General features: G+C 45.2%; 16 protein-coding genes and 1 pseudogene. 15 read left to right on the plus strand and 2 right to left on the minus strand.

All coding sequences use genetic code 11. The annotated features are described in order from the left end of the window. Positions 1-194 precede the first annotated feature (194 nt). The 12 genes from BLO31_RS09485 to BLO31_RS24860 are packed head-to-tail and all read left to right on the plus strand — an operon-like array spanning position 195 to position 10,183. Positions 195-797: a hypothetical protein gene (locus BLO31_RS09485; RefSeq protein ID WP_070965167.1), complete on the plus strand. Its 603-nt coding sequence runs from the start codon at positions 195-197 to the stop codon at positions 795-797. Between the two features lie 14 nt (positions 798-811). Then, positions 812-1,180 carry a response regulator gene (locus tag BLO31_RS09490; RefSeq protein ID WP_070965497.1) on the plus strand — a complete coding sequence of 123 codons (369 nt, stop codon included), beginning with the start codon at positions 812-814 and terminating at the stop codon, positions 1,178-1,180. A gap of 7 nt (positions 1,181-1,187) precedes the next feature. Continuing rightward, a complete protein-coding gene (locus BLO31_RS09495; protein WP_070965170.1) occupies positions 1,188-1,472 on the plus strand; it encodes an STAS domain-containing protein in 285 nt (94 codons plus the stop codon). Next, complete coding sequence (locus BLO31_RS09500; RefSeq protein WP_070965173.1) at positions 1,465-3,624, plus strand: chemotaxis protein CheA; 2,160 nt, start codon at positions 1,465-1,467, stop codon at positions 3,622-3,624. The genes BLO31_RS09495 and BLO31_RS09500 overlap by 8 nt, the downstream gene beginning before the upstream one ends. A gap of 27 nt (positions 3,625-3,651) precedes the next feature. Beyond that, a complete protein-coding gene (locus tag BLO31_RS24420; protein ID WP_245688453.1) occupies positions 3,652-4,239 on the plus strand; it encodes a hypothetical protein in 588 nt (195 codons plus the stop codon). Next, the gene (locus BLO31_RS09505) at positions 4,197-5,636 is read left to right on the plus strand and encodes a methyl-accepting chemotaxis protein (RefSeq protein ID WP_245688454.1); all 1,440 of its coding nucleotides are present in this window, start codon (positions 4,197-4,199) and stop codon (positions 5,634-5,636) included. The genes BLO31_RS24420 and BLO31_RS09505 overlap by 43 nt, the downstream gene beginning before the upstream one ends. 8 nt (positions 5,637-5,644) lie before the next feature. After that, positions 5,645-6,157, plus strand: a complete 513-nt coding sequence (locus BLO31_RS09510; RefSeq protein WP_070965176.1) for a chemotaxis protein CheW — start codon at positions 5,645-5,647, stop codon at positions 6,155-6,157. Continuing rightward, complete coding sequence (locus BLO31_RS09515) at positions 6,147-6,677, plus strand: chemotaxis protein CheW (RefSeq protein ID WP_070965179.1); 531 nt, start codon at positions 6,147-6,149, stop codon at positions 6,675-6,677. The genes BLO31_RS09510 and BLO31_RS09515 overlap by 11 nt, the downstream gene beginning before the upstream one ends. Continuing rightward, a complete protein-coding gene (locus BLO31_RS09520; protein WP_070965182.1) occupies positions 6,677-7,480 on the plus strand; it encodes a CheR family methyltransferase in 804 nt (267 codons plus the stop codon). Before BLO31_RS09515 ends, BLO31_RS09520 begins: the two co-directional genes overlap by 1 nt. Next, a complete protein-coding gene (locus BLO31_RS09525; RefSeq protein WP_070965185.1) occupies positions 7,477-8,550 on the plus strand; it encodes a protein-glutamate methylesterase/protein-glutamine glutaminase in 1,074 nt (357 codons plus the stop codon). The genes BLO31_RS09520 and BLO31_RS09525 overlap by 4 nt, the downstream gene beginning before the upstream one ends. After that, entirely contained in the window at positions 8,547-9,614 is a 1,068-nt protein-coding gene (locus BLO31_RS24855; protein WP_281182246.1) for an EAL domain-containing protein, read from the plus strand. Before BLO31_RS09525 ends, BLO31_RS24855 begins: the two co-directional genes overlap by 4 nt. Before the next feature lie 41 nt (positions 9,615-9,655). Continuing rightward, on the plus strand, positions 9,656-10,183 hold the full coding sequence (locus BLO31_RS24860; RefSeq protein ID WP_281182247.1) for an EAL domain-containing protein: 528 nt from the start codon (positions 9,656-9,658) through the stop codon (positions 10,181-10,183). 64 nt (positions 10,184-10,247) lie between these two features. On the opposite strand, the gene BLO31_RS09535 is transcribed toward BLO31_RS24860, so the two are convergent. After that, the gene (locus BLO31_RS09535) at positions 10,248-12,260 is read right to left on the minus strand and encodes a methyl-accepting chemotaxis protein (RefSeq protein WP_070965188.1); all 2,013 of its coding nucleotides are present in this window, start codon (positions 12,258-12,260) and stop codon (positions 10,248-10,250) included. A 148-nt stretch (positions 12,261-12,408) separates the two neighbouring features. Then, positions 12,409-14,648, minus strand: a pseudogene (locus BLO31_RS09540) (YgiQ family radical SAM protein). Positions 14,649-14,873: 225 nt separating this feature from the next. Between BLO31_RS09540 and BLO31_RS23110 the strand changes: the two are divergent. The 3 genes from BLO31_RS23110 to BLO31_RS09550 all read left to right on the plus strand — a co-directional run bounded on the left by BLO31_RS23110 (position 14,874) and on the right by BLO31_RS09550 (position 19,967). After that, the gene (locus BLO31_RS23110; RefSeq protein ID WP_084659736.1) at positions 14,874-15,296 is read left to right on the plus strand and encodes a hypothetical protein; all 423 of its coding nucleotides are present in this window, start codon (positions 14,874-14,876) and stop codon (positions 15,294-15,296) included. Then, positions 15,253-17,358 (plus strand): EAL domain-containing protein, encoded by a 2,106-nt coding sequence (locus BLO31_RS09545; RefSeq protein WP_084659738.1) that lies wholly within the window; start codon positions 15,253-15,255, stop codon positions 17,356-17,358. Before BLO31_RS23110 ends, BLO31_RS09545 begins: the two co-directional genes overlap by 44 nt. A 152-nt stretch (positions 17,359-17,510) precedes the next feature. Beyond that, the gene (locus BLO31_RS09550; RefSeq protein ID WP_070965191.1) at positions 17,511-19,967 is read left to right on the plus strand and encodes an EAL domain-containing protein; all 2,457 of its coding nucleotides are present in this window, start codon (positions 17,511-17,513) and stop codon (positions 19,965-19,967) included. Positions 19,968-19,986 lie beyond the last annotated feature (19 nt).

Below are 19,986 nucleotides of genomic sequence, written 5' to 3' on the forward strand. Positions count from 1 at the left end.
TACGACTTGCTCAGAGCCGAAGACTTGTTCTTCGGCTTTTTCTTTTGTAGCGGATTTGAAAACCACCTCTGAGTCTTACCTTGTGCAACTTTTGTAAAGTCCCTCTAATTCTTCATTAATTCCTCCTTATTAATTCATTTCTCAATATTTTGGACTAGGCTTTTTACTAATGGGGCTCCATAGGGAAAGAGTGTGTGAAAGTCGCTATCTCTGCTGGCGTAATTTTTATCGGTATCGCAATTATTGAGTCAGTGTTACTGGGTGTGAACCTGATGACACTGTTAACTAGTGCATTGATCACCGTTTTTGTATTGGCACTTTACGGATATGCATTACGAGAGAGTGAAGAATCAAGTAAGCCTCCAGTTGAATCACTCGAACAGCAACTTATTCCCCACCTCAGTAGACAGTTGGAATCCAGCTACCAGTTTTCGTCAGCCGCAATTCAGCATTTGACGGAAAAAATTATCGAGCTACAGCACTGTACTGACGCGACGATCAATGAAATGTCTCAAAGGGAACCAAACAGGGAAAAAGTAGAGCAGCAGTTAAAAAAAATAAGACGCTTACAGCAAGAAATTATCGTATTGGCCCAGTTTGGCGACCGGCTACAGCAGAAGTTAGCTGGCGTTATGGAAGGGATGGAAGTGATCGCCAATGAACTTAGGCATTACGACAAAGATAACCCAAATTGGGATGAATCTAAGGTACGGGATGCACTACTGCTGATCGAGCAGCGTACAAAAAGTGAAGATAAAAAAGAACCTCATCAGGAAGGCAGCGTCACCTATTTTTGACCAAAGGTAAACAGATGAAGAAAACAATATTAATTGTGGATGACTCAGAATCATTAAGACAAGTGGTCAATATTGCTCTATCTGGAGCGGGATTTCAGGTGTTGGAAGCCCGCGATGGCGTGGAGGGATTAGCCAAGCTTGATGGAAGTAAAGTGCATTTGATCATCAGCGATGTAAACATGCCAAATATGAACGGTATCGACTTTGTAAAGCAGGTTAAAACCTTACCTAAGTATAAGTTTACCCCGATCATTATGCTGACTACCGAAACACAGGAATACTTAATGGAAGAGAGTAGAAAGGCCGGAGCAAAAGCTTGGATGGTGAAGCCATTTAAGCCCGATCAAATGCTGCAAGCGGTTTCAAAAATACTCTCTTGTTAGGTGATGTATGGAAGAGCAAACCTACATGCTTCCAGAAGAACTCAGTATCTATGAAGTGACCGATGTGTACCAAGAGCTAAGGGTTCTGCTAGAAAGTGAGCAAAAGCTTGTTTTGGATGCTTCGGCGGTTGAAGAGATCGACAGCGCGGGCATTCAACTATTGGTCTGGTTTTCACGCTGGGCGGAGAACAGAGGTATCGATTCTCCTATTATTGCGATGAGCGATAAAGTCGCGCATTTCCAATCTATGTTTAGCATGCACTGGACATCGGCTGGAGGCAGCAATGAGTAACGAACTCAACGGCGCATTAAAAACCTTTATCAACGAAGCGTTAGAGCTATTGGAGGATGTAGAGCAAACGCTTTTGGATTGCGACCACTTAGATGCCAGTACAACAGATCTGCTATTTAGAAACATTCACACCATTAAAGGAAGCGCAGGACTGTTTGGTTTAACCGAGCTCGTTGCCTTGGCCCACAAAGTGGAATCACTGCTCGACAGAATTAGAACCAATCAACTGGAAGGCAACCCAGAGCTGATTGATTTACTGATAGAAAGTGGCGATCAACTCAAGAAACAGGTTTTAGATCTACAGGATGGAGAAAGCAATCTAATTTCGTCCCATTCAGAGGTTAATGCGCTTATTGATAAACTGGATACGTGGCTTCCAGAAGAACCCGACCCCATATCTAAACCAGCGCCGAAAAAGCACATTGAAGGAAATGTGTTGTCTGGTGTTTGGCATATTTCATTCCGCCCACTGGAAACGGTATTTAAAGATGGGCTGGACCCGATTTCGTTTATTAATTACCTCAGTAACTTAGGGGAAGTCGTCGAAGCGAGAATGGTTTTAGACGAGCTGGATAAAAACCTCGAACAATTTGATCCAGAAGTCTGTTACCTGGGCTTTGAAATTCGTTTTAGAGGCGCCGTTACCCGAAACCAATTAATGGAAGTGTTTGAATTTATTCAAAACGATGCACAAATCATTCTAATCCCACCCAATAGCCAAATAGAGCAATATCTAGAGCTGATTCGCCGCCTGCCGGAAGCCGACCACAAAATCGGTGAAATACTGCTGCAAGTAGGGGCGATTACAGAGCAAGAATTGAACTCTGGATTAAAGAGCCAAAAAAAAGTTGCCGAAGCGACCAATCGCCAGCCACTTCTTGGTCAAGTGATGCAACAAGAGCAAAAACTACCCGAAGAAGTGCTCAACGCGGCTCTTAAAAAGCAACAACCCGCGATCAAACCAGCAAAAACACTCAGAGTTGAAGCCGATAAGCTCGATAGACTGATTGATTTGGTGGGAGAGATGGTGATAACTGGCGCGAGAACCAGCCTCCTCGCCCACGAGACGGGAAGTGAACCTTTGACAGAGGCAATGGCACAACTTGAACGCCTAGTTGAGAGTATTCGCGACAGCTCTTTACAGCTTCGAATGGTGCAAATTGGCGACACGTTTAACAAGTACAAACGGGTAGTAAAAGACACCTCCGCTGAGTTGGGTAAGCAGGTTGAACTAGTGGTGAGCGGGGCTGAAACTGAGCTGGATAAAACCTTTGTCGAAAAGCTGAGTGATCCCCTGACCCATTTAGTCAGAAATGCCATAGATCACGGAATAGAAAGTCACGAAGAACGGGTAATAAACGGCAAACCAGCCACGGGAATGATTCGGCTAAATGCGTTCCATGACTCTGGATCAATCGTGATAGAAGTGATTGATGACGGCAGGGGGATCGATGAAGAAAAGGTGTTAAAAAGAGCTACGGAAAAAGGTTTGATAGCAGCGAAAAGCTCGTTATCAGCTCGTGACATTCGCCAATTAATATTCGAGCCCGGCTTTTCCACTAGAGACGAAGTGACCGATCTCTCGGGGCGCGGTGTCGGAATGGATGTCGTAAAGCGCAATATTGAAATGTTGCGAGGAAACATAGAACTGGAAACACGTGCAGGACAAGGCAGTCGAGTCTCTATCCGATTACCCCTAACGCTGTCGATTATTGATGGTTTTATGTTCCAAGTCGGAGATGGCGATTATGTAATCCCCCTGGACAATGTTGTTGAGTGCTTGGAGTTACAAGAAATCGCTGACCCCGAATCATTACAAAAACAGTTTGTGAATTTGCGTGAAGAGGTACTGCCTTTTGTGCGCTTGTCAGAATGGTTTGGTATAGAGGCGACAAGCAGTTTCGAAGAAGAAGCGCTTATCGTTGTGCAATTTGGGTCTTTTCGCGCAGGGCTTGTGGTCGATGCGTTAAAAGGTGAGTTTCAAACGGTAGTTAAGCCACTGGGCCCCTTGTTTGAAGGACTAAAAGGGGTGAGTGGAGCGACCATCTTGGGAAGCGGTGACGTGGCAGTCATCTTGGATATTTTCGCTCTTATTCAAACGGCTTTAAACCAAAACGATCGAATCAATGTAGAGCGTTTTAATCAGTCATAGCGACTGCTTAAAACAGGGGGACTCGAAATGATAGGACGATTATCGATTCGAAATAAAATCATTCTAGCAATGTTCACCATGGGATTTTTGCTGTTTGTGATTGCAGTTTCGGTACAACTCAAAAACAGAACCATCGAAGGATACGCCATCGGAGTGGGTAAAGAAGAAATACCCAAGGTCACCATGGCCCTTAGCATGCTAGACGAACTCGGTGATATGAACTCGAACGTACTGGAGTTCATCACCGGCGAAATTGAAGAGAAAGAAGATTTTACTGCCAACTACACGGAGTTTGTTACATTTTTCGAAAACTTGCGCCAGTTGGATTCAGTCGACCGAGTGCTGATAAGGCAGATCGATGATTTATCAAAGCGCTACTACGACGATATGCAAAATCTGGTGTTTAAGCGATTCGACCCCTCGTTGGAAAGTAAAGCTGTCGATCGATATAACTTCTTAGTGAAAGAGTATGCCGAACCGTTGGAGCTTCTTCTGGACACATTAAAAGAAGAAGAGGTAGAAGATGCAGGACGAGGGGATTTTGAAGAAGTGGTAAACGATGACCTTCCGGTGTGCGCTACTATCTTGAACTTATCGACGAAGAAGGCGACATGATGGCGGCGCTAAACGCCTATATGCGCGGTGAAATAGGCGCTGATAATGCGTTTGAAAATGAAGCGCGCAACTTTGCCGCGTTTTTACAAGAAATCAAACCACTAGAGAGAAAACCTCAAGAAATTAAAAGCTTAGCTCAGGTGGAACAACTCTATTTAGAGTTGTACAACGGCGGGCGAGAGATAATTGCGACATACAACCCGAGATCCAAGTTAGACGCTGCGATTGAAATCGATAAGTTAGAACACGAGGTGTTTAACAAGCTAGAGACCATTCTCGATGACATTACTTTAAAAGCGAGCACTCAGGCCAATGACTCGTTGGAGCAGTTAGTGGAAGCCGCCAGAGAGAGTATCTCTCTAGTTTGGGGCCTGTTGGGTGTGGCAGTGTTACTTGCGTTTGTCACCGCTCTGTTCCTTATCAAAGGTATAGTGATGCCAATTAAAGCTCTGTCCGAGGCTGCCGAAGATTTACGCTCAGGTGAAGGGGATCTTACTCGGCGAATTCCCGATTTTGGCGGCGATGAAATTGGTGAAACCGCTAAGAGCTTTAACGGCTTTCTCGAAAGACTACAGGGTATTTTGCTAGATATTCAGCGGTCTGTTGAATCCATCTCTCACAGTACCAACGAAGTATCCACAACCTCTCAGATGTTGAGTACCACATCGAGTCAATTGGCGTCGAGCGTCGAAGAGACCAGCGCCTCTTTGGATCAAATGAGCTCATCAATTTCCATGAATACGGAAAACTCCAAAGTGACCAACGGCATTGCCACTCAATCGAGCTCGGAAGCGAACGAAGGCGGTAAGGCGGTTAACGACACGGTAAATGCCATGACTGAAATTGCTGAGAAAATCGGCATCATTGAAGACATTGCCTATAAAACCAACTTGTTGGCACTTAATGCCGCCATTGAGGCGGCGCGTGCAGGTGAGCACGGCAAGGGTTTCGCCGTGGTTGCTGATGAAGTGCGCAAGCTAGCAGAGCGAAGTCAGGTAGCGGCACAAGAGATAAGTACTCTAGCTGACAACAGTGTAAAAGTGGCCCAGCACGCGGGGGATATGCTCAATCGAATGGTACCAAACATTCAAAAAACGGCCGATTTGGTTCAAGAAATTACAGCCGCCTCAACTGAGCAAAGTACCAGCGTAGCGGAAATTAATAGAACCGTTTCTCAGCTCGATGAGATCGCTCAGCAAAACGCCTCTGCTTCTGAAGAACTGGCCGCGACAGCGGTTTTGGTTCAAGAGCAAACGGGAGAAATACGAAATACGGTGAACTACTTTAAGTTAAACGACAATGATAGTGTCGGAAATCGAGAAAGAAGGCTACCAAGAGCAACTGTGGTGCCGCAAAAAGCTGAGCCAGAATCGGGCTTTGTACCCTTTGATGAATAGGGGGCTATATGGCATCAAATATTGAGGCGGATGAAAAGAAATTTTTGGAGTTTAAAGTAGCCGATAAGTATTACGCCTATCCGATATCCTCTATTCGGGAAATTATGGAGTTTCCGAATATCGAATCCCTATCCGGTGCCCCCGACTCGGTGCTAGGGATCATGAATCTAAGGGGACGTTTGGTTATTGTGCTCGATTTGTCGTGCTGTCTAGGGCATGAGTATTGTCCAGTAGGCTCTAAAACGTGTGTGATAGTGACAGAAGTTCATCACAAAGGGGACTCATTTGTCGTGGCCAACAAAGTGGATTTGGTGCGGCAAGTTATCGATATATCGAGCGGAGATTTAGAACCGGTACCAGAGCTTGGAGGAGTGATGGAATCTCCCCTTATCCGAGGTTTAGCTAAGTTGCCGGATAGATTATTAACCATTCTGGATACCGACAAGCTATTGAGCGAACAACAGTGGAAATGGCTGTTTACTGAACAGAAAAAATTAGAGGAGGCGGAGAATGGCGACTGAACAAGAAAGCGTCTCTTTTACTCATATGGATCTGTTGTTAGTCAATGTATCTGCTGAAGTCGTCGCTATCCCTATCGAATCAGTAAGAGAGGTTATCGAGTTCTCTAAGTTAACAAAAGTGCCAATGTGTCCACCGGTGATTAGCGGCGTTATCAATGTGCGCGGCAGTGTGGTTCCCGTTGTCGATGCGGCTTGTCGCCTTGGATTGGACATGCCCCAAGATTACGACAAGTACAGCTGCATTATTTTGCACGAGACGGTCAACCCCAAAACGCTGCAAACCATGATCGTGGGTCTAGTGGTGTCACGGGTACTGGCGATTCAGTCGGTAGAAGAAGAGCACTTTTATCAAAAGCCTGCATTTGGTTCACATATTCCCAACGAGTTTATTTGGCAAATGGTCCAGTTAGATACGGCAACAGTCCCGGTGTTGGTCATGTCGGCCATGATGGATGGTGTGAGCATTAACGACCAAATGCTGACATTTCAAAGTGGTGTTTTAGCGAAGTGGGAGAGCTGATGTCGCCGCAACCCTTAACTAAGGCTCAGTTTGCATGTGTTCAAACGGTTTTGGAGCAAAATACGGGTATTCGGTTAGGGCAACACAAAAGAGTGATGGTGGAGAATCGCTTAGCCAATCGGCTAAAACTCACCAATTGTGAAAGCTTTGATCAGTACTTAAGCATCATTACTTCTGGGAACAATGAAGACGAGTTTCACTGGTTTATAGATAAGTTAACCACCCACGAAACGAGCTTTTTCCGAGAAGCCTATCAATTTGAACATCTAAAGCATCTATTGACGGATATGCCCTGTTCTTCGGTAAAAGCTTGGAGTGCGGCCTGTTCGACCGGTGAAGAAGCTTACAGTATCGCGATGACACTCGATGATATATGTGGCAGTGCCAATTGGTCGTTGGTTGGAAGTGATGTCTCTGCCGCAGCGATACTAAAAGCGCGAAAATGTCGCTATGAACTTTCTCTGGCTGACAAAATTCCTAGTGAGTATCGACAGAAATACTGCTTGAAAGGGGTAGGGGAGCACGAAGGCTATTTTACTATGTCAAAAGTGATCAGGCGCTTTTGTCAGTTTAAGCAATACAACTTAATGAATTCAGACGCTCACAGCCAATACAACGTGATTTTTCTTCGTAACATATTGATTTATTTTGATTCACATAAGCAGGGCACCATAATCGATAACGTGCTGTCCCAATTACTGCCCAACGGTTTACTTTTCTTGGGGCATAGTGAAAACGTGTTACGCGGACGTAGTGAAGTAGTGCAAATCGAAAATTGCATCTACCGAAGGACAGGAAAATGAAACCGATAAATGTGTTTATTGTTGATGATTCCGCCGTGATCAGACAAGTGCTAGGGGAAATGTTAGAAAAAGATCCGGGGATACATGTATGCGGAACAGCCCCTGATCCGATTTTGGCAAGGCGAAAGATGGAAAAGCATTGGCCAGATGTGGTACTTCTCGACATTGTTATGCCGAAAATGGATGGTATCGCCTTTTTAAAAGAAATCATGTCAACGCGTCCCACACCTACCATTATCATCTCACAAATGACCGAGCAAGATCCTGCACTGAGCCTAGAAGCACTTTCATCCGGAGCGATTGAGGTGATTAATAAACCACAATCCCAACTGAGTGATTATTTGCAGTCTCCAGAAGCGCGACAAATCATCAGTTCAATAAAGCAAGCACATCAAGTCAAAGTTAAAACATTGAAGTACACAAGTACTGACAGCTATCGACAAAAAGAGAGTGCTGACGTCATTCTCAAGCCTCAAGCACCGAGCCAAGATGAAGAGGCGAGTCACGTTATTGTTATCGGGGCATCGACAGGGGGGACAGATGCAATTCGAGAGTTTTTGGTCAACACACCGGTAAATAGTCCGCCCATCGTCGTGGTTCAGCACATGCCTGAACTGTTTACACGAGCTTTTGCCGAGCGACTCAATGAGTTTACAAAACACAAGGTGGTCGAAGCTAAAAACGACCAAGAGATACATCAAGGGCACGTCTACATTGCCCCCGGTGGCGTGCACACCTTACTAAAGTGTCGAAATCACAAATACTATCTAGAATTAAAGGATGGGCCTTTGGTTTCAAGACATAAACCTTCCGTGGATGTGCTGTTTCGATCTGCGGCTCAAAATGCAGGAAATCGTGGGATCGGCGTGATTTTAACCGGTATGGGGGATGATGGCGCTCAAGGCTTGAAAGAGTTACATCAGGCCGGAGCGGCAACGTTCGCTCAGGATGAGGAGTCTAGTTTGGTGTTTGGAATGCCCAAAGAAGCGATAGCAAAAGGTGGAGTCGGCAAGATTTGCTCTCTGGATCTCCTCCCTTATCAGGTTCAGAAAGCGATGGTGAAACTATGAAAAACCTCAGTGATCAAATTGAAGCGATGAGTATCGCTTATACCATCGTTGACAAAGACTTTAGCGTAAAAGAGCTCTCACCGCAGGCGAGTGACTTATTCCGAGTGGCGAGAGATCAAAATTTGTTCCAGTCAGACATCAAGTTTGTCGATGAAAATTTTTCCTATTTTGACCTTTTAGGGCATCTAAAACAGGCTATATCAGTGGGGCTTGAGTGTCATTTTGAACTGGGGATCAGCTATCCGGATCGGAATGTGGAGTGGGTAAGACTGTCATTGATTGCTTACAAAGGTGCTTACTTGATCCAACTGGTTGATATCAGTGAGCTGGTGGCCGCGAGGCGACTAAACAAACAGCTTTCGATGCAAGACCCGCACACGGGACTCTTTTATAGAGAGGCGTTTTTAGCAAAAATTAATGAAGAGCACGACCACGGCTTAGTGTGCTGCGTGCGTATTTGCAACTATCAACGTATTAACGAAATTTGGGGTACAGCAGTCGCCAATCTCGTTTTTATGGAGATACTGGCGCGAGTCAGTAACGAAATTGAAGGGGCAGTGTGCAGCAAGCACTCAACAGACAGCTTTAACATCTTTATTCCCAAAGATTTTCAACTGGACGTGGAAAGTTTTTACTCCTTGCTAAACGAGCCTTTTCATTTTAACGGGCGCCATTTCTTTAGCAATGTGGCATTGGGTTACTACGTTGAAGAGAAAGGAGATAACCACGAACAAAGCTTAAATAAAGCAGAGATGGCGATACTTGATGTACTGTCGGAAAGAGTGAGGTTAGCTGAGTTCCAAGAAGATTTAGCCAAACAGATTGAACACCAAAACAACCTAGAAACCGAGTTTAGAGCCGCGGTGTCAAAAACCGATTTGCAGGACGATTTTTTTGTGGTGTTCCAACCCATACACGACTCGGAAACAGAAAAAATTGCCGGTGCAGAATGTCTAATTCGTTGGACTTTAAATGGTAATTTCATCTCTCCAATGGAGTTTATTCCCATTGCGGAAAAAATTGGTGATATTGGTGTGTTAACCCAGTTCAATATCACAAGTTAGGTCAGCTTGTAGCTAGTTTAGAAAACCAAGGCGTTAACACTATGGAGCTTCTGTTTGCGCTGAATATTAGTGTGGTTGAAATCCTAGACGTTGAGTTTGTCGACAAGCTAGTCGACAGTATCCATCAGCACAACCTATTCCCCAGTCAAATTAAGCTAGAACTTACCGAATCGGCTTTGATCGATAATTTTAACTATGTAAATCAAGTATTAGAGCAGCTTCAGGGAATAGGTTTCAGAGTATCGATTGATGACTTTGGCACTGGCTTTTCCAGCCTGAGTTATCTGTGCCGATTGAGTTTCGACGAAATAAAAATCGATAGGGCTTTTGTAACGAATGTGGTTGATGATGCGAAGTTGCAGACGGTGTTCAACTCTATTGCTTCATTGGCAACGAACTTAAACAAACCCGTAGTCGCGGAAGGTGTAGAGACTTTAGAGCAGCTTATCTACGCAAAAGCGAAAGAAGTAGAGTACATCCAAGGCTATTATTTCAGCCGTCCTTTGCGAGAAAAAGAGTTTGTTGAGTATCTATTGTCTCATTCCAGTGAGGGTAAAACTGACGATTGAGGTTACAATGTAACTTTTGGTGGTAAAGAAAGCAGGCTAAGCCTGCTTTTTTAGAACTATCGGTTTAAAGTTTAAATCTCGATACCACTTGTTCGAGCTCTTCTACTTTTTGGTAAAGCTGAGAGACAGCATCAGCACCGTCTTGTGTGGTTCTTACTGAGCTGTCGGCGATTTGGCTAATGGCATTAATGTCTTTCGACATCTCTTGTGTAGCCGTTGCCTGCTCAGTACCAGCGGTTGCGATCATATCAATCATGCCGTTGACGTCTTGAGCACGAGAGACAATTTGAATTAAGGCATCCCCCGCCGAGTTAGACAAAGTAACCCCTTCAGCGACAAGTTGAGTACCTTCACTCATTCGTACAACGGCTTGACGAGTTTCCTGCTGAATGGAGGTGATCAAGCCGCCCACTTCTTCGGTGGCTTTTGAGGTGCGCTCAGCCAAACCGCGAACTTCGTCAGCCACTACGGCAAACCCTCGCCCTAATTCACCAGCGCGGGCAGCTTCTATTGCAGCATTAAGTGCCAATAGGTTGGTTTGCTCAGCAATATCGTTAATCACTTGAATCACGTTGCCGATCTCTTCACCGCGCTTGCCTAAGCTGTCTACTGTCGTCGCGGTTTCGTTGACGACTTCCGAGATTCGATTCATGCCGTTGACCGTTTCTTGCATCAACTTACCGCCATTTTCGGCCTCTTCTCCAGCTTGACGAGCGCTTTTCGCCGCATCGGTGCTCTGGTCAGCGACTTGGTTAACGGTGACCGTCATTTGCTCAACCGCACTGGCAATCAAGTTCGCTTTATCTGCTTGGGCTTGAATACCTTGAGCGACTTGTTTGCTCATATCGTCCACCGCACCAGTACTATTGGCTACTTCGGTGGCGACATTGGTAATGTTAGAAATTACCTCGCGTAGAGAATTTTGCATACCGTCTATTGAACGGGATAGATTGCCCAGTTCATCTCGGTTGGTTTCATTGATGGCAGGCCCAGAGAGATCCCCGTCAGAGATGGCTTGTGCTTTCACCGCAATGACTCTTAGACGGTTGTTGATCATTGTGCTCATTTGCCAAGCAACAACGCTGCCCACTGTGACAACGACAATAACGTTGACCAGTAGCCAGAAGACGATTTTTTCATTGTTGATGTTAAGCGTTTCTAATGCACTAATGGCGTCGTCGCGCTCTTCTTGAGAAGAAGAGTCTAAAATGTCTTCGAGAGGGCCGATAATTCGATGTTCTAGGTCATCAATTAAAGCGTTGGCAGCGATCTTGGTACTTGGGTCATAGCCATCAAACACCTCTTGTGCCACTTGAATGATTTCAAAGTAATACTGCTCGATTTTGTTGATGTCTCTGACTTCGTTTGGCCTTTTCTCCAGCGGTCTTAGCCGCTCCAGATAGTCACTAAAGGAAGCGGCATCTTTGTTAAATGCCTCTTTGGCGTTAGGGTCACCCATGATGTAAGCATTTAGTGATGAAATCATATCGCCGCCTTCATCAACCAACTCTAAGTAGTAGCGCACACCGGGAAGGTCATCGTTGAGAGATTCGGCGAGACTAGTCGTTTTGTAGGCGTCAGTAAACTCATCTTCTTTTAGCTTATCCAGCAAGTTTTCAAGGGGCTCACCTACTTCCTTGGTCAGTCGATAGATCTTGTCGATAGCCTTTTTTTCATCGTCGGGGTTGTACTTACTAAACACTTCTTGGTTAACCGTATCGATATATCGGTTTGCATACGCTTCTATCTTATCCATCTTTTCTATATCGGTCGGCTTAGATGACTCAAGCGGCCTTAAGATTGCGTAGTAAAATCTGAACTCTTCGGCGTTTTCTTTAAAGCTCGCTGATTCATCGGCTTCGCCGTTGAGATACTCAAGGGCATTGGTTTGCATATCTCCAATTTCATCGAGCACATTGAGGTAGGCGAGCACGCCGGGCACGTCATCGGATTTAATTTCAGAAGAAATCCCTGCGGATTTGTTGACAAGAGACCAGACGACAAATGCCAAGACCAAAGTAGTAATGATAATGATAGAGAAGCCTAAATAGAGAGCTTGAGATAGCTTTATATTCATGCGCGAGCACTCCAACTAAGGTTTAGTTTTGACTTCCTAAGTATGGTGCCTATTTCACACTTCGCCAGAAAATAACTGACGAATTTATTTCTAAAGGGTGGGTAAACAATAAGCGCAGTAAATGCTGCGCTTATTTCGAGAGAGGAGACTAGTGAGAAGCCTGACGATGCTTAGGTTTTCCGGTGCGGCCCTTGTGTGGATTATGGCCTGATTTACCTTTGTTTTTAGGTTTGCCGTGTGCAGGTTTGTCCCCTTGGTTTTTCTCTTTAAATCCAGAGAAACCTGGTTGATTCTTAGTGTGTTTGGTCGCAAAGCGGTTTGCACCATGTCGGCCAGAACGTCTTCTTTGAGCTGGAGTCTGTGCTTCTTTATCTTCAGCAGGAACAAGACAGCTAGGTTTGTCTCCGATCAGGTGTTTTTTACCCATTTGGGTTAAGGCTTCGCGGATAAGCGGCCAGTTCGCAGGGTCGTGATAACGCAGTAGGGCTTTGTGTAATCGACGCTGGCGTTCCCCTTTTGCCACTGGGACATCTTCTCGCTTTTTGTACTTCACACGTTTAAGCGGGTTGGTTTCCGAATAGTACATCGAGGTGGCGTTACACATTGGTGAAGGGTAGAAGTTCTGCACTTGATCACATTCAAACTCGTTCTTCTTTAACCAGAGGGCAAGGTTTAGCATATCTTCGTCTTCGGTTCCCGGGTGAGCAGAAATGAAGTAAGGGATAAGATACTGCTTTTTACCCGCTTCGCGGCTGTACTGTTCAAACATCTCTTTGAAGCGGTCGTAAGTTCCCATACCTGGTTTCATCATCAGGTCGAGTGGGCCTTTTTCAGTGTGTTCTGGTGCGATTTTTAGATAGCCGCCCACGTGGTGGGTGACCAGCTCGCGAACGTATTCTGGAGATTCAATGGCTAAGTCGTATCGAACACCAGAGGCAATCATGACTTTTTTGATGCCATCGACTTTTCGCGCTTCTCGATAAAGATCAATGGTGTGCTTGTGGTCGGTATTCAGTTTGTTGCAAATTCCGGGGAACACACATGAAGGTCTGCGGCAGTTTGCTTCTGCTTTCGGATCGCTACACCCTAAGCGATACATATTTGCCGTTGGCCCGCCAAGGTCCGAAATTGTACCGGTAAAACCGGGCACCTTATCGCGAATCTCTTCAAGTTCGTTAAGAATCGACTCTTTGCTACGGTTTTGGATGATGCGACCTTCGTGTTCGGTAATCGAACAGAAAGAACAGCCGCCAAAGCAACCTCGCATGATATTCACCGACGTCTTTATCATGTCATAAGCTGGGATTTTGGCTTTGCCGTACTTCGGGTGTGGAACGCGCGCGTAGGTCAATCCAAATACGTAGTCCATCTCTTCTGTCGACAGTGGAATCGGTGCTTGGTTAACCCATAACTCTCGATTACCGTGGCGTTGTATCAAGCTCGGCCTGAGTATGGGTTCGTTTCCAAATGCAAGATGCGACTCGCGTGAGCGTAAAGAATACGATCGTTGCTAAGCTTTTCGAAGTTAGGCAGTCTTACCGCTGTCGTTTCTGCATCGTGACGAGAGGGTCTTATCGAAATGGGCTTAGCGTCAGATTCGGTTTTGCTCTTTGTCTCACATTGCGTTTCTACTTGATACGGGTTAGTAGGAACAAAGGCTTCTTTTCTCGGTTTTTCAATGCGTGAAGAGTCGACAATTGTGTAGCCTTCTGGGGCTTCAGCTAGATTGACTGCCGTACCGCGAATATTGGTCAGCTCGCTAATGGGTTCACCATTGGCAAGGCGATGAGCGACTTCAACTAATGCTCTTTCCGCATTGCCAAAAAGTAGAATGTCAGCTTTGGCATCAAAGAGAACTGAGCGCCTAACTTTATCGGACCAATAGTCATAGTGAGCAACGCGTCTAAGGCTGGCTTCTATGCCGCCTAGTACAATGGGTGCGTCTTTGTAAGCTTCGCGACAGCGCTGCGAATAGACTAGGGTAGCTCGATCTGGTCGCTTGCCCCCTTCGTTGTTAGGCGTATAAGCGTCGTCGTGGCGTAGCTTTTTATCGGCGGTATAGCGGTTGATCATGGAATCCATGTTTCCCGCAGTGATACCAAAAAACAGGTTTGGTTTGCCTAGCGCCATAAAGTCGGTTTTGTCGTTCCATTTTGGCTGGCTAATAATGCCGACTCTAAAGCCTTGCGCTTCTAACAAACGTCCAATGATTGCCATACCAAAGCTTGGGTGATCGACATAAGCGTCACCCGTTACAATAATAATGTCACAGCTATCCCAACCAAGCGCATCCATTTCTTTACGGCTGGTAGGTAAAAAAGGTGCGATACCGTAGCACTCGGCCCAGTATTTTTTGTACTCGTGAATTGGGGTGATATTGCTGTACATATTTTGTTCTCTGCTTCGCGGAGCGCGAATTATAGCGGCTTGCCCTTTAGGGATCTATAGGCAAGTAAAGAGTAGCAATCATTTGTCGAAAGTGCAGACAATAAGCACATATTTGATAAGGGAAAATATGTACTGTTTTGGCCTTAGCTCACGATTTACCGTCTTTCGTTCTAGTACATTTATATTAAAGTGATTTTATAAACCATGATGCAAAGGAAGGCGGAGATGGAAAATACAATCCAAGCTAAAAATCAGTTAGTGCCCCCATATCCATCGCTCTCTTGGCATTGGGACATAAAATCGAATCAATTTACCTATGACCAAGCGCTGTTTGAAGAACTGCTTCGACCAAATAAACCGATAGAAACGGCAAACGATATACTTCAGTTCTTCACACCAGACCAAGCCAATGAATTTAAACAGGCCGTGGTGAGAGCTAGGCGTACAGGTAACAGACAATACCTGAGTTGCAGTTTACTGCCCAATGACCACGTTATGGTTTTTGGCGAGTTTTACATTGAAGAAATTGAAGACGATGTGTTGTCCGGTCACTTTCAACCACTGGTGATCATCCCAAGTCGCCAAGAGATGGCAAATTTGTTTCATGCGGTTTCGAAACCCCCACCACGGCATAGTGATCACCGATGAGCAAACTCGAATACTCGCCTGTAATACCTATTACGAAAAGCAGTTTGGTTTTCTTCGCAGCGAGCTGATTGGGCTAAGAGCCAATATCTTTAATTCGAATAAGCACACCTCGGGTTATTTCAAACGGATGTGGCGTCAAATTCAATCTTCTGGTCATTGGACGGGAACAATACTCAGTCGAAATGCCAGTGGCGATATCATTCCCCAAGAACTGACCATCCAGCGGTTGCGTTTAAATGGCGGGCGCAATTACTTTTTAGGGCTTACCGTCGATCTCTCCGATCATCCCCAACGAGTGGATGAGAACGAGCTAGATGGGATGGAGTTACTCACCCAACTTCCTACTAAGGACAAGTTTTTAAAGCAGCTAGAAGAGAGCGTGAAGCACTACGATGAGGAGCGTTGTGGTGTGGTGTTGGCCATTAGGCCAGAGTTGGACCAAACGCGCCGTCACAGTGACAAAAAGCAGATCGCCTTGTCATTGAGTACCAATCGTCATTGTACTCACGCTGGATATTTAGCTAACGGGATTTTTGTTGCCAATATTGAATATTTTGGTGCAAACAAAGCCCATTATATCAGAGCTTTACAAGCAAAAATTCGTTACTTTTTCCGCGAGTTTAGAAACAGCGTGAGTGGTTCGGTTTACAAAATGGTGATCGACGGGAAAATCGGTATCTCTGTTTTTGGGTTAGATGCGGATTCGCCACAAAAGTGTGTGAATCACGCAGTGCAAGCCATGTTGGAAAATCATTCAGGAGCCTCCAGTCGATTCAGTTTTTATCACCGAGAAATCCATCAAGAAATAGAAAGGCGAAAAGAGCTAGAAGAGTGGCTGACCCATGTTGTGGAAGATAAGCTACTCACGGTTCACTATCAACCTATCATCGATAGCCAAAGTTGGCGGATAGCTAAACTGGAAGCTCTATGTCGATTCCCTCTGTTTAAAGGGGAACCTGTTAACACCGAAGAGATTATCGGAGTGGCAGAAGATCTGGATTTAGTGAGCCAAGTAGATAAGTTAGTGAATGAAATTGCATTGCGAGAGCTAAAGAAAATTCACGCAATATTGGGTTATCAAGTTGGCATTACAATGAACCGTTCAATGAATATTAAAAGTGGCGCCGAAGAGGTAATTCGCGATGCAGAGGCTCTCATTCAAAAAAGTGATATTAGCCCTGGATTGATTACGATAGAAGTAACGGAAAGTGCATTCTTTGACTGTAACGAGACCCAAAGTGAAGGATTGGAATCATTGCGAAATCTCGGCGCAAGCGTGGCTATTGATGATTTTGGTGTGGGGTATTCGTCATTCAGTTATCTAGCGGCGAGCCATTTTGATATTTTGAAAATTGACCGCTCATTTGTGAGTAATTTGGAAAAGGGCAACACCAGTTATTACATCGTCAGCACCTTGACTAGTCTTTGTCACACGCTAGGGGTTAAAGTAGTGGCAGAAGGCGTGGAGACTGAAGGCCAAGTTGAAATTTTAAAAGGTCTGGGCGTTGATTATATGCAAGGCTACTATTTCTCGCGCCCAGTGCCATTGGAAAATATACACAAAACTCGCGAGTTTGAAAGCAAGTTGCTTGCGCTTTGGGAACGGGTAGAAAGCAGTCATCAAATCGACACGCTGGCTAGGCTTATTGGCCCAGCGAGTCAGCATCTCGACCCCGGAGAGCCGCTTAGATTAGCTCATGAATATTTGCAAGATCCGCGTTTTGACGTTTTGCCAGTGGTGGTAGATAGGCATTGCGTAGGGCTAGTCACGCGAGCTTCGTTGAACTTAAGCCTAACTCCAAATATGGGAACGGATTTAGAGACCAGCAAAGAAGCTCAAATTTGGCATCGGCCCGTTAACTCGATTATGGATACACAGTTTACTTCACTGTCAGATGATATCTCCTTAAACGAACTGGAGTGGTATCTAGATCGGCACCCGTTTCCTTGGGTGATTTCAGATATTCGAGGTGAGTACCGCGGGCTGATTTGTTACCAAGATTTGGTTAAATACTTTATTAGTAAACGCCACAGTGGCAAATCCGAAGGTAGTGATGGCTAGCCCAGCATTGGGTAGCCGTTATTTGCACGAAAACATACGCACAAGATTGGATAAGGTGATAATTCTGTCAGTAGATTAAATCTGAACTATGTTTAAGGGAGAAGCAGCAGTGTGGCTGCCAACCTTAATGGATTGTCTGCGAGTTAGGAAATATGACCAATGCAGTGGAAAACCTGCCCGACGTTCCTTCTCAACCTTGCGTAGAATGGAACTGGAACATAGACACTCATCGAATGGAACTCGATGTCACCGAGTGCCAAGCACTATTTGGTTCTGGATTTCCCAGTTTGTCTGATAACTTCATACTGTCGTGTATGAGCTTTGACGACCAAGGAGAGTTTATCGAACGCATGGAGCTTGCCTATCGAAGGAAAGAAGAAGCGAGCTACCACTGCGCGTTATACCTCAACAAAGGAAAAATCAGTTACGTAGAGTTTGTATTTCGCCCCAGTGATAGTAGGTACTTAGTCGGGGAATTGTATCCAAGACTCTCATTCCCTTCTTCGGGCCCTATGCTGGGCGCTCTATTTAGGCAACTGTTTGACAACCCTCACCGAGGGATTGTAATAGCAGATGGTTACGGTGAAATTCTGGTGGTGAATCAATATTTTCGCCGTCATACCGGTTACAGTAGTGCTCAATTGATCGGTCAGAACGTCGACGTGCTTAACTCAGGTAAACACAGTGACGACTTCTACCAGACGATGCGAGTCGATATCGAGAAAAATGGCTTCTGGAGTGGTGTAATTTTAATTAAAACCCACAAGCAGGAGATCGTGCCGCAAGAGCTCACCGTTCAAAAAGTGGTGGTGCGAGATAGAGCGTTTTATATCGGATACTACTTAGACTTGTCGAATCACCTTTATCGCATCGCCGACGTAGAACACGGTGGCGTCGAGTTATTAACTCAGCTTTCAACTGAAGGACAATTTACTCACGCTATTGCCAATCAGTGGATGGATTCCGCTGAGGACAAGGTAACTATGGTACTCGCTTTCGTTCCAAATTTTGGCGATGGTGATCACTTTGAACTCAAGTCTAAGTTGTCCGAACACCTCGCGCGCAACCCCGTTTCTAGCCATGTTGGATACATAGGTAACAACCATTTTGTCGCTTGTTTAGTTTGTGAGAAAAGCGGTGGTCCAAACCAAGTCCGAATTATCCATCAAACCATCCGAAAGTTCTTTAGTGAGCTAAACCTCTCGTCGGGAAAGGAGATGCACAAAGCGATAGTCACTGGAAAGGTTGGCGTATCGGTATTGGGCCATGACACCCATACTCCAAAGTTGTTGGTGACTCACGCGGTACAAGCGATGTTGGAACAAGGGGACGACTCCAAAGGTTTGATTGCCTTTTATCACGGGGCAATTCACCGAGAAGTTTTGCGTCGAAAGGAACTTGAAGATTGGGCGGTTAAGCAAATCACTCAACAAGAGATAGAAGTGTTTTATCAACCCATTGTCGATGTGCATTCATGGGATATCGTTAAGTTTGAAGCCTTGTGCCGTTTTAGAACGCCGTCCGGCAAACTGATGAACACTCAAGAGATGGTGACGATTGCCGAAGATCTCGATTTGATTTCTGATTTGGATTGGGCAGTGGGGGTTCGAGCGTTAAAAGATTTAAACACCATACAATCTCGTTACGGCAACAATATTGGTTTGACGATCAATCGCTCGTTAAACACCAAACTTGAACCGGAAGAAGTACTGCAAAGCGCGGAAATGATGATCAAAGAGTATGCGCAAACGCCTCACCTTGTCACCATAGAGCTCACAGAAAGTGCCTACTTCGACAGTGAATCAAGACAGTCTTCATTTATTAAAAACTTACGCCAAAAAGGGGTGAGTATCGCGATTGATGATTTTGGTACGGGTTATAGCTCTTTTGCTTACCTCAGCGATTGCAACTTTGACCTATTGAAGATCGATAGGGAGTTTGTCAAACATATCAAAGTTGGTTCTTCGCGATACTACATTGTAAAAATGATCACGGATCTCGCCCATACCCTAGATGTAAAAGTCGTCGCGGAAGGGGTGGAAAGTCGACATGAACTCGAAGTACTGTGCTCCATCGGAGTGGATTATATACAAGGGTATTTTTTCTCTAGACCTTTGTCGATGGATGAACTGGACCAAGCTTGGTCCTATATGGACAAACTGGAAGATTATCTAGAACGCAAGTCTTCGGTTAGAGGGGTGGGAATACTGAGTGTGACTCATACGCATGTGCCGTGTCTTGAACCACAAGATACCCTAGAACACGCCAAAACCTTGTTTGATTCTCCAAACTTCAACTTAGAAGTTATCCCTATACTCGATGGAAGTTATTGCGTCGGGATTGTCGATCGCGCTTGTATGAACTACCACTTAAGCCCGACTTTTGGAACAAAACTGGAAACGACCGCAGATCTCAAACTAAAGGGCAAAAGAATGAATCAGGTGATGCGCACCGATATCTACCGTTTGTCGTTTCAAACTAAGGTCACGCAAATGTCCGAATTGGTTCGGAGCGGTGTCAAACCGCCGTGGGTGGTAGAGGACGAAGCGGGTAACTATCTCGGGGTAGTGTCCTATCAAGATGTACTCGGCTATTTCGCCAGCAACTAACCCCCGTTTAAATGCTAGT

The sequence above is a fragment of the Vibrio sonorensis genome (genome assembly GCF_001854765.1).
GTDB classification, from domain to species: Bacteria; Pseudomonadota; Gammaproteobacteria; order Enterobacterales; family Vibrionaceae; genus Vibrio; species Vibrio sonorensis.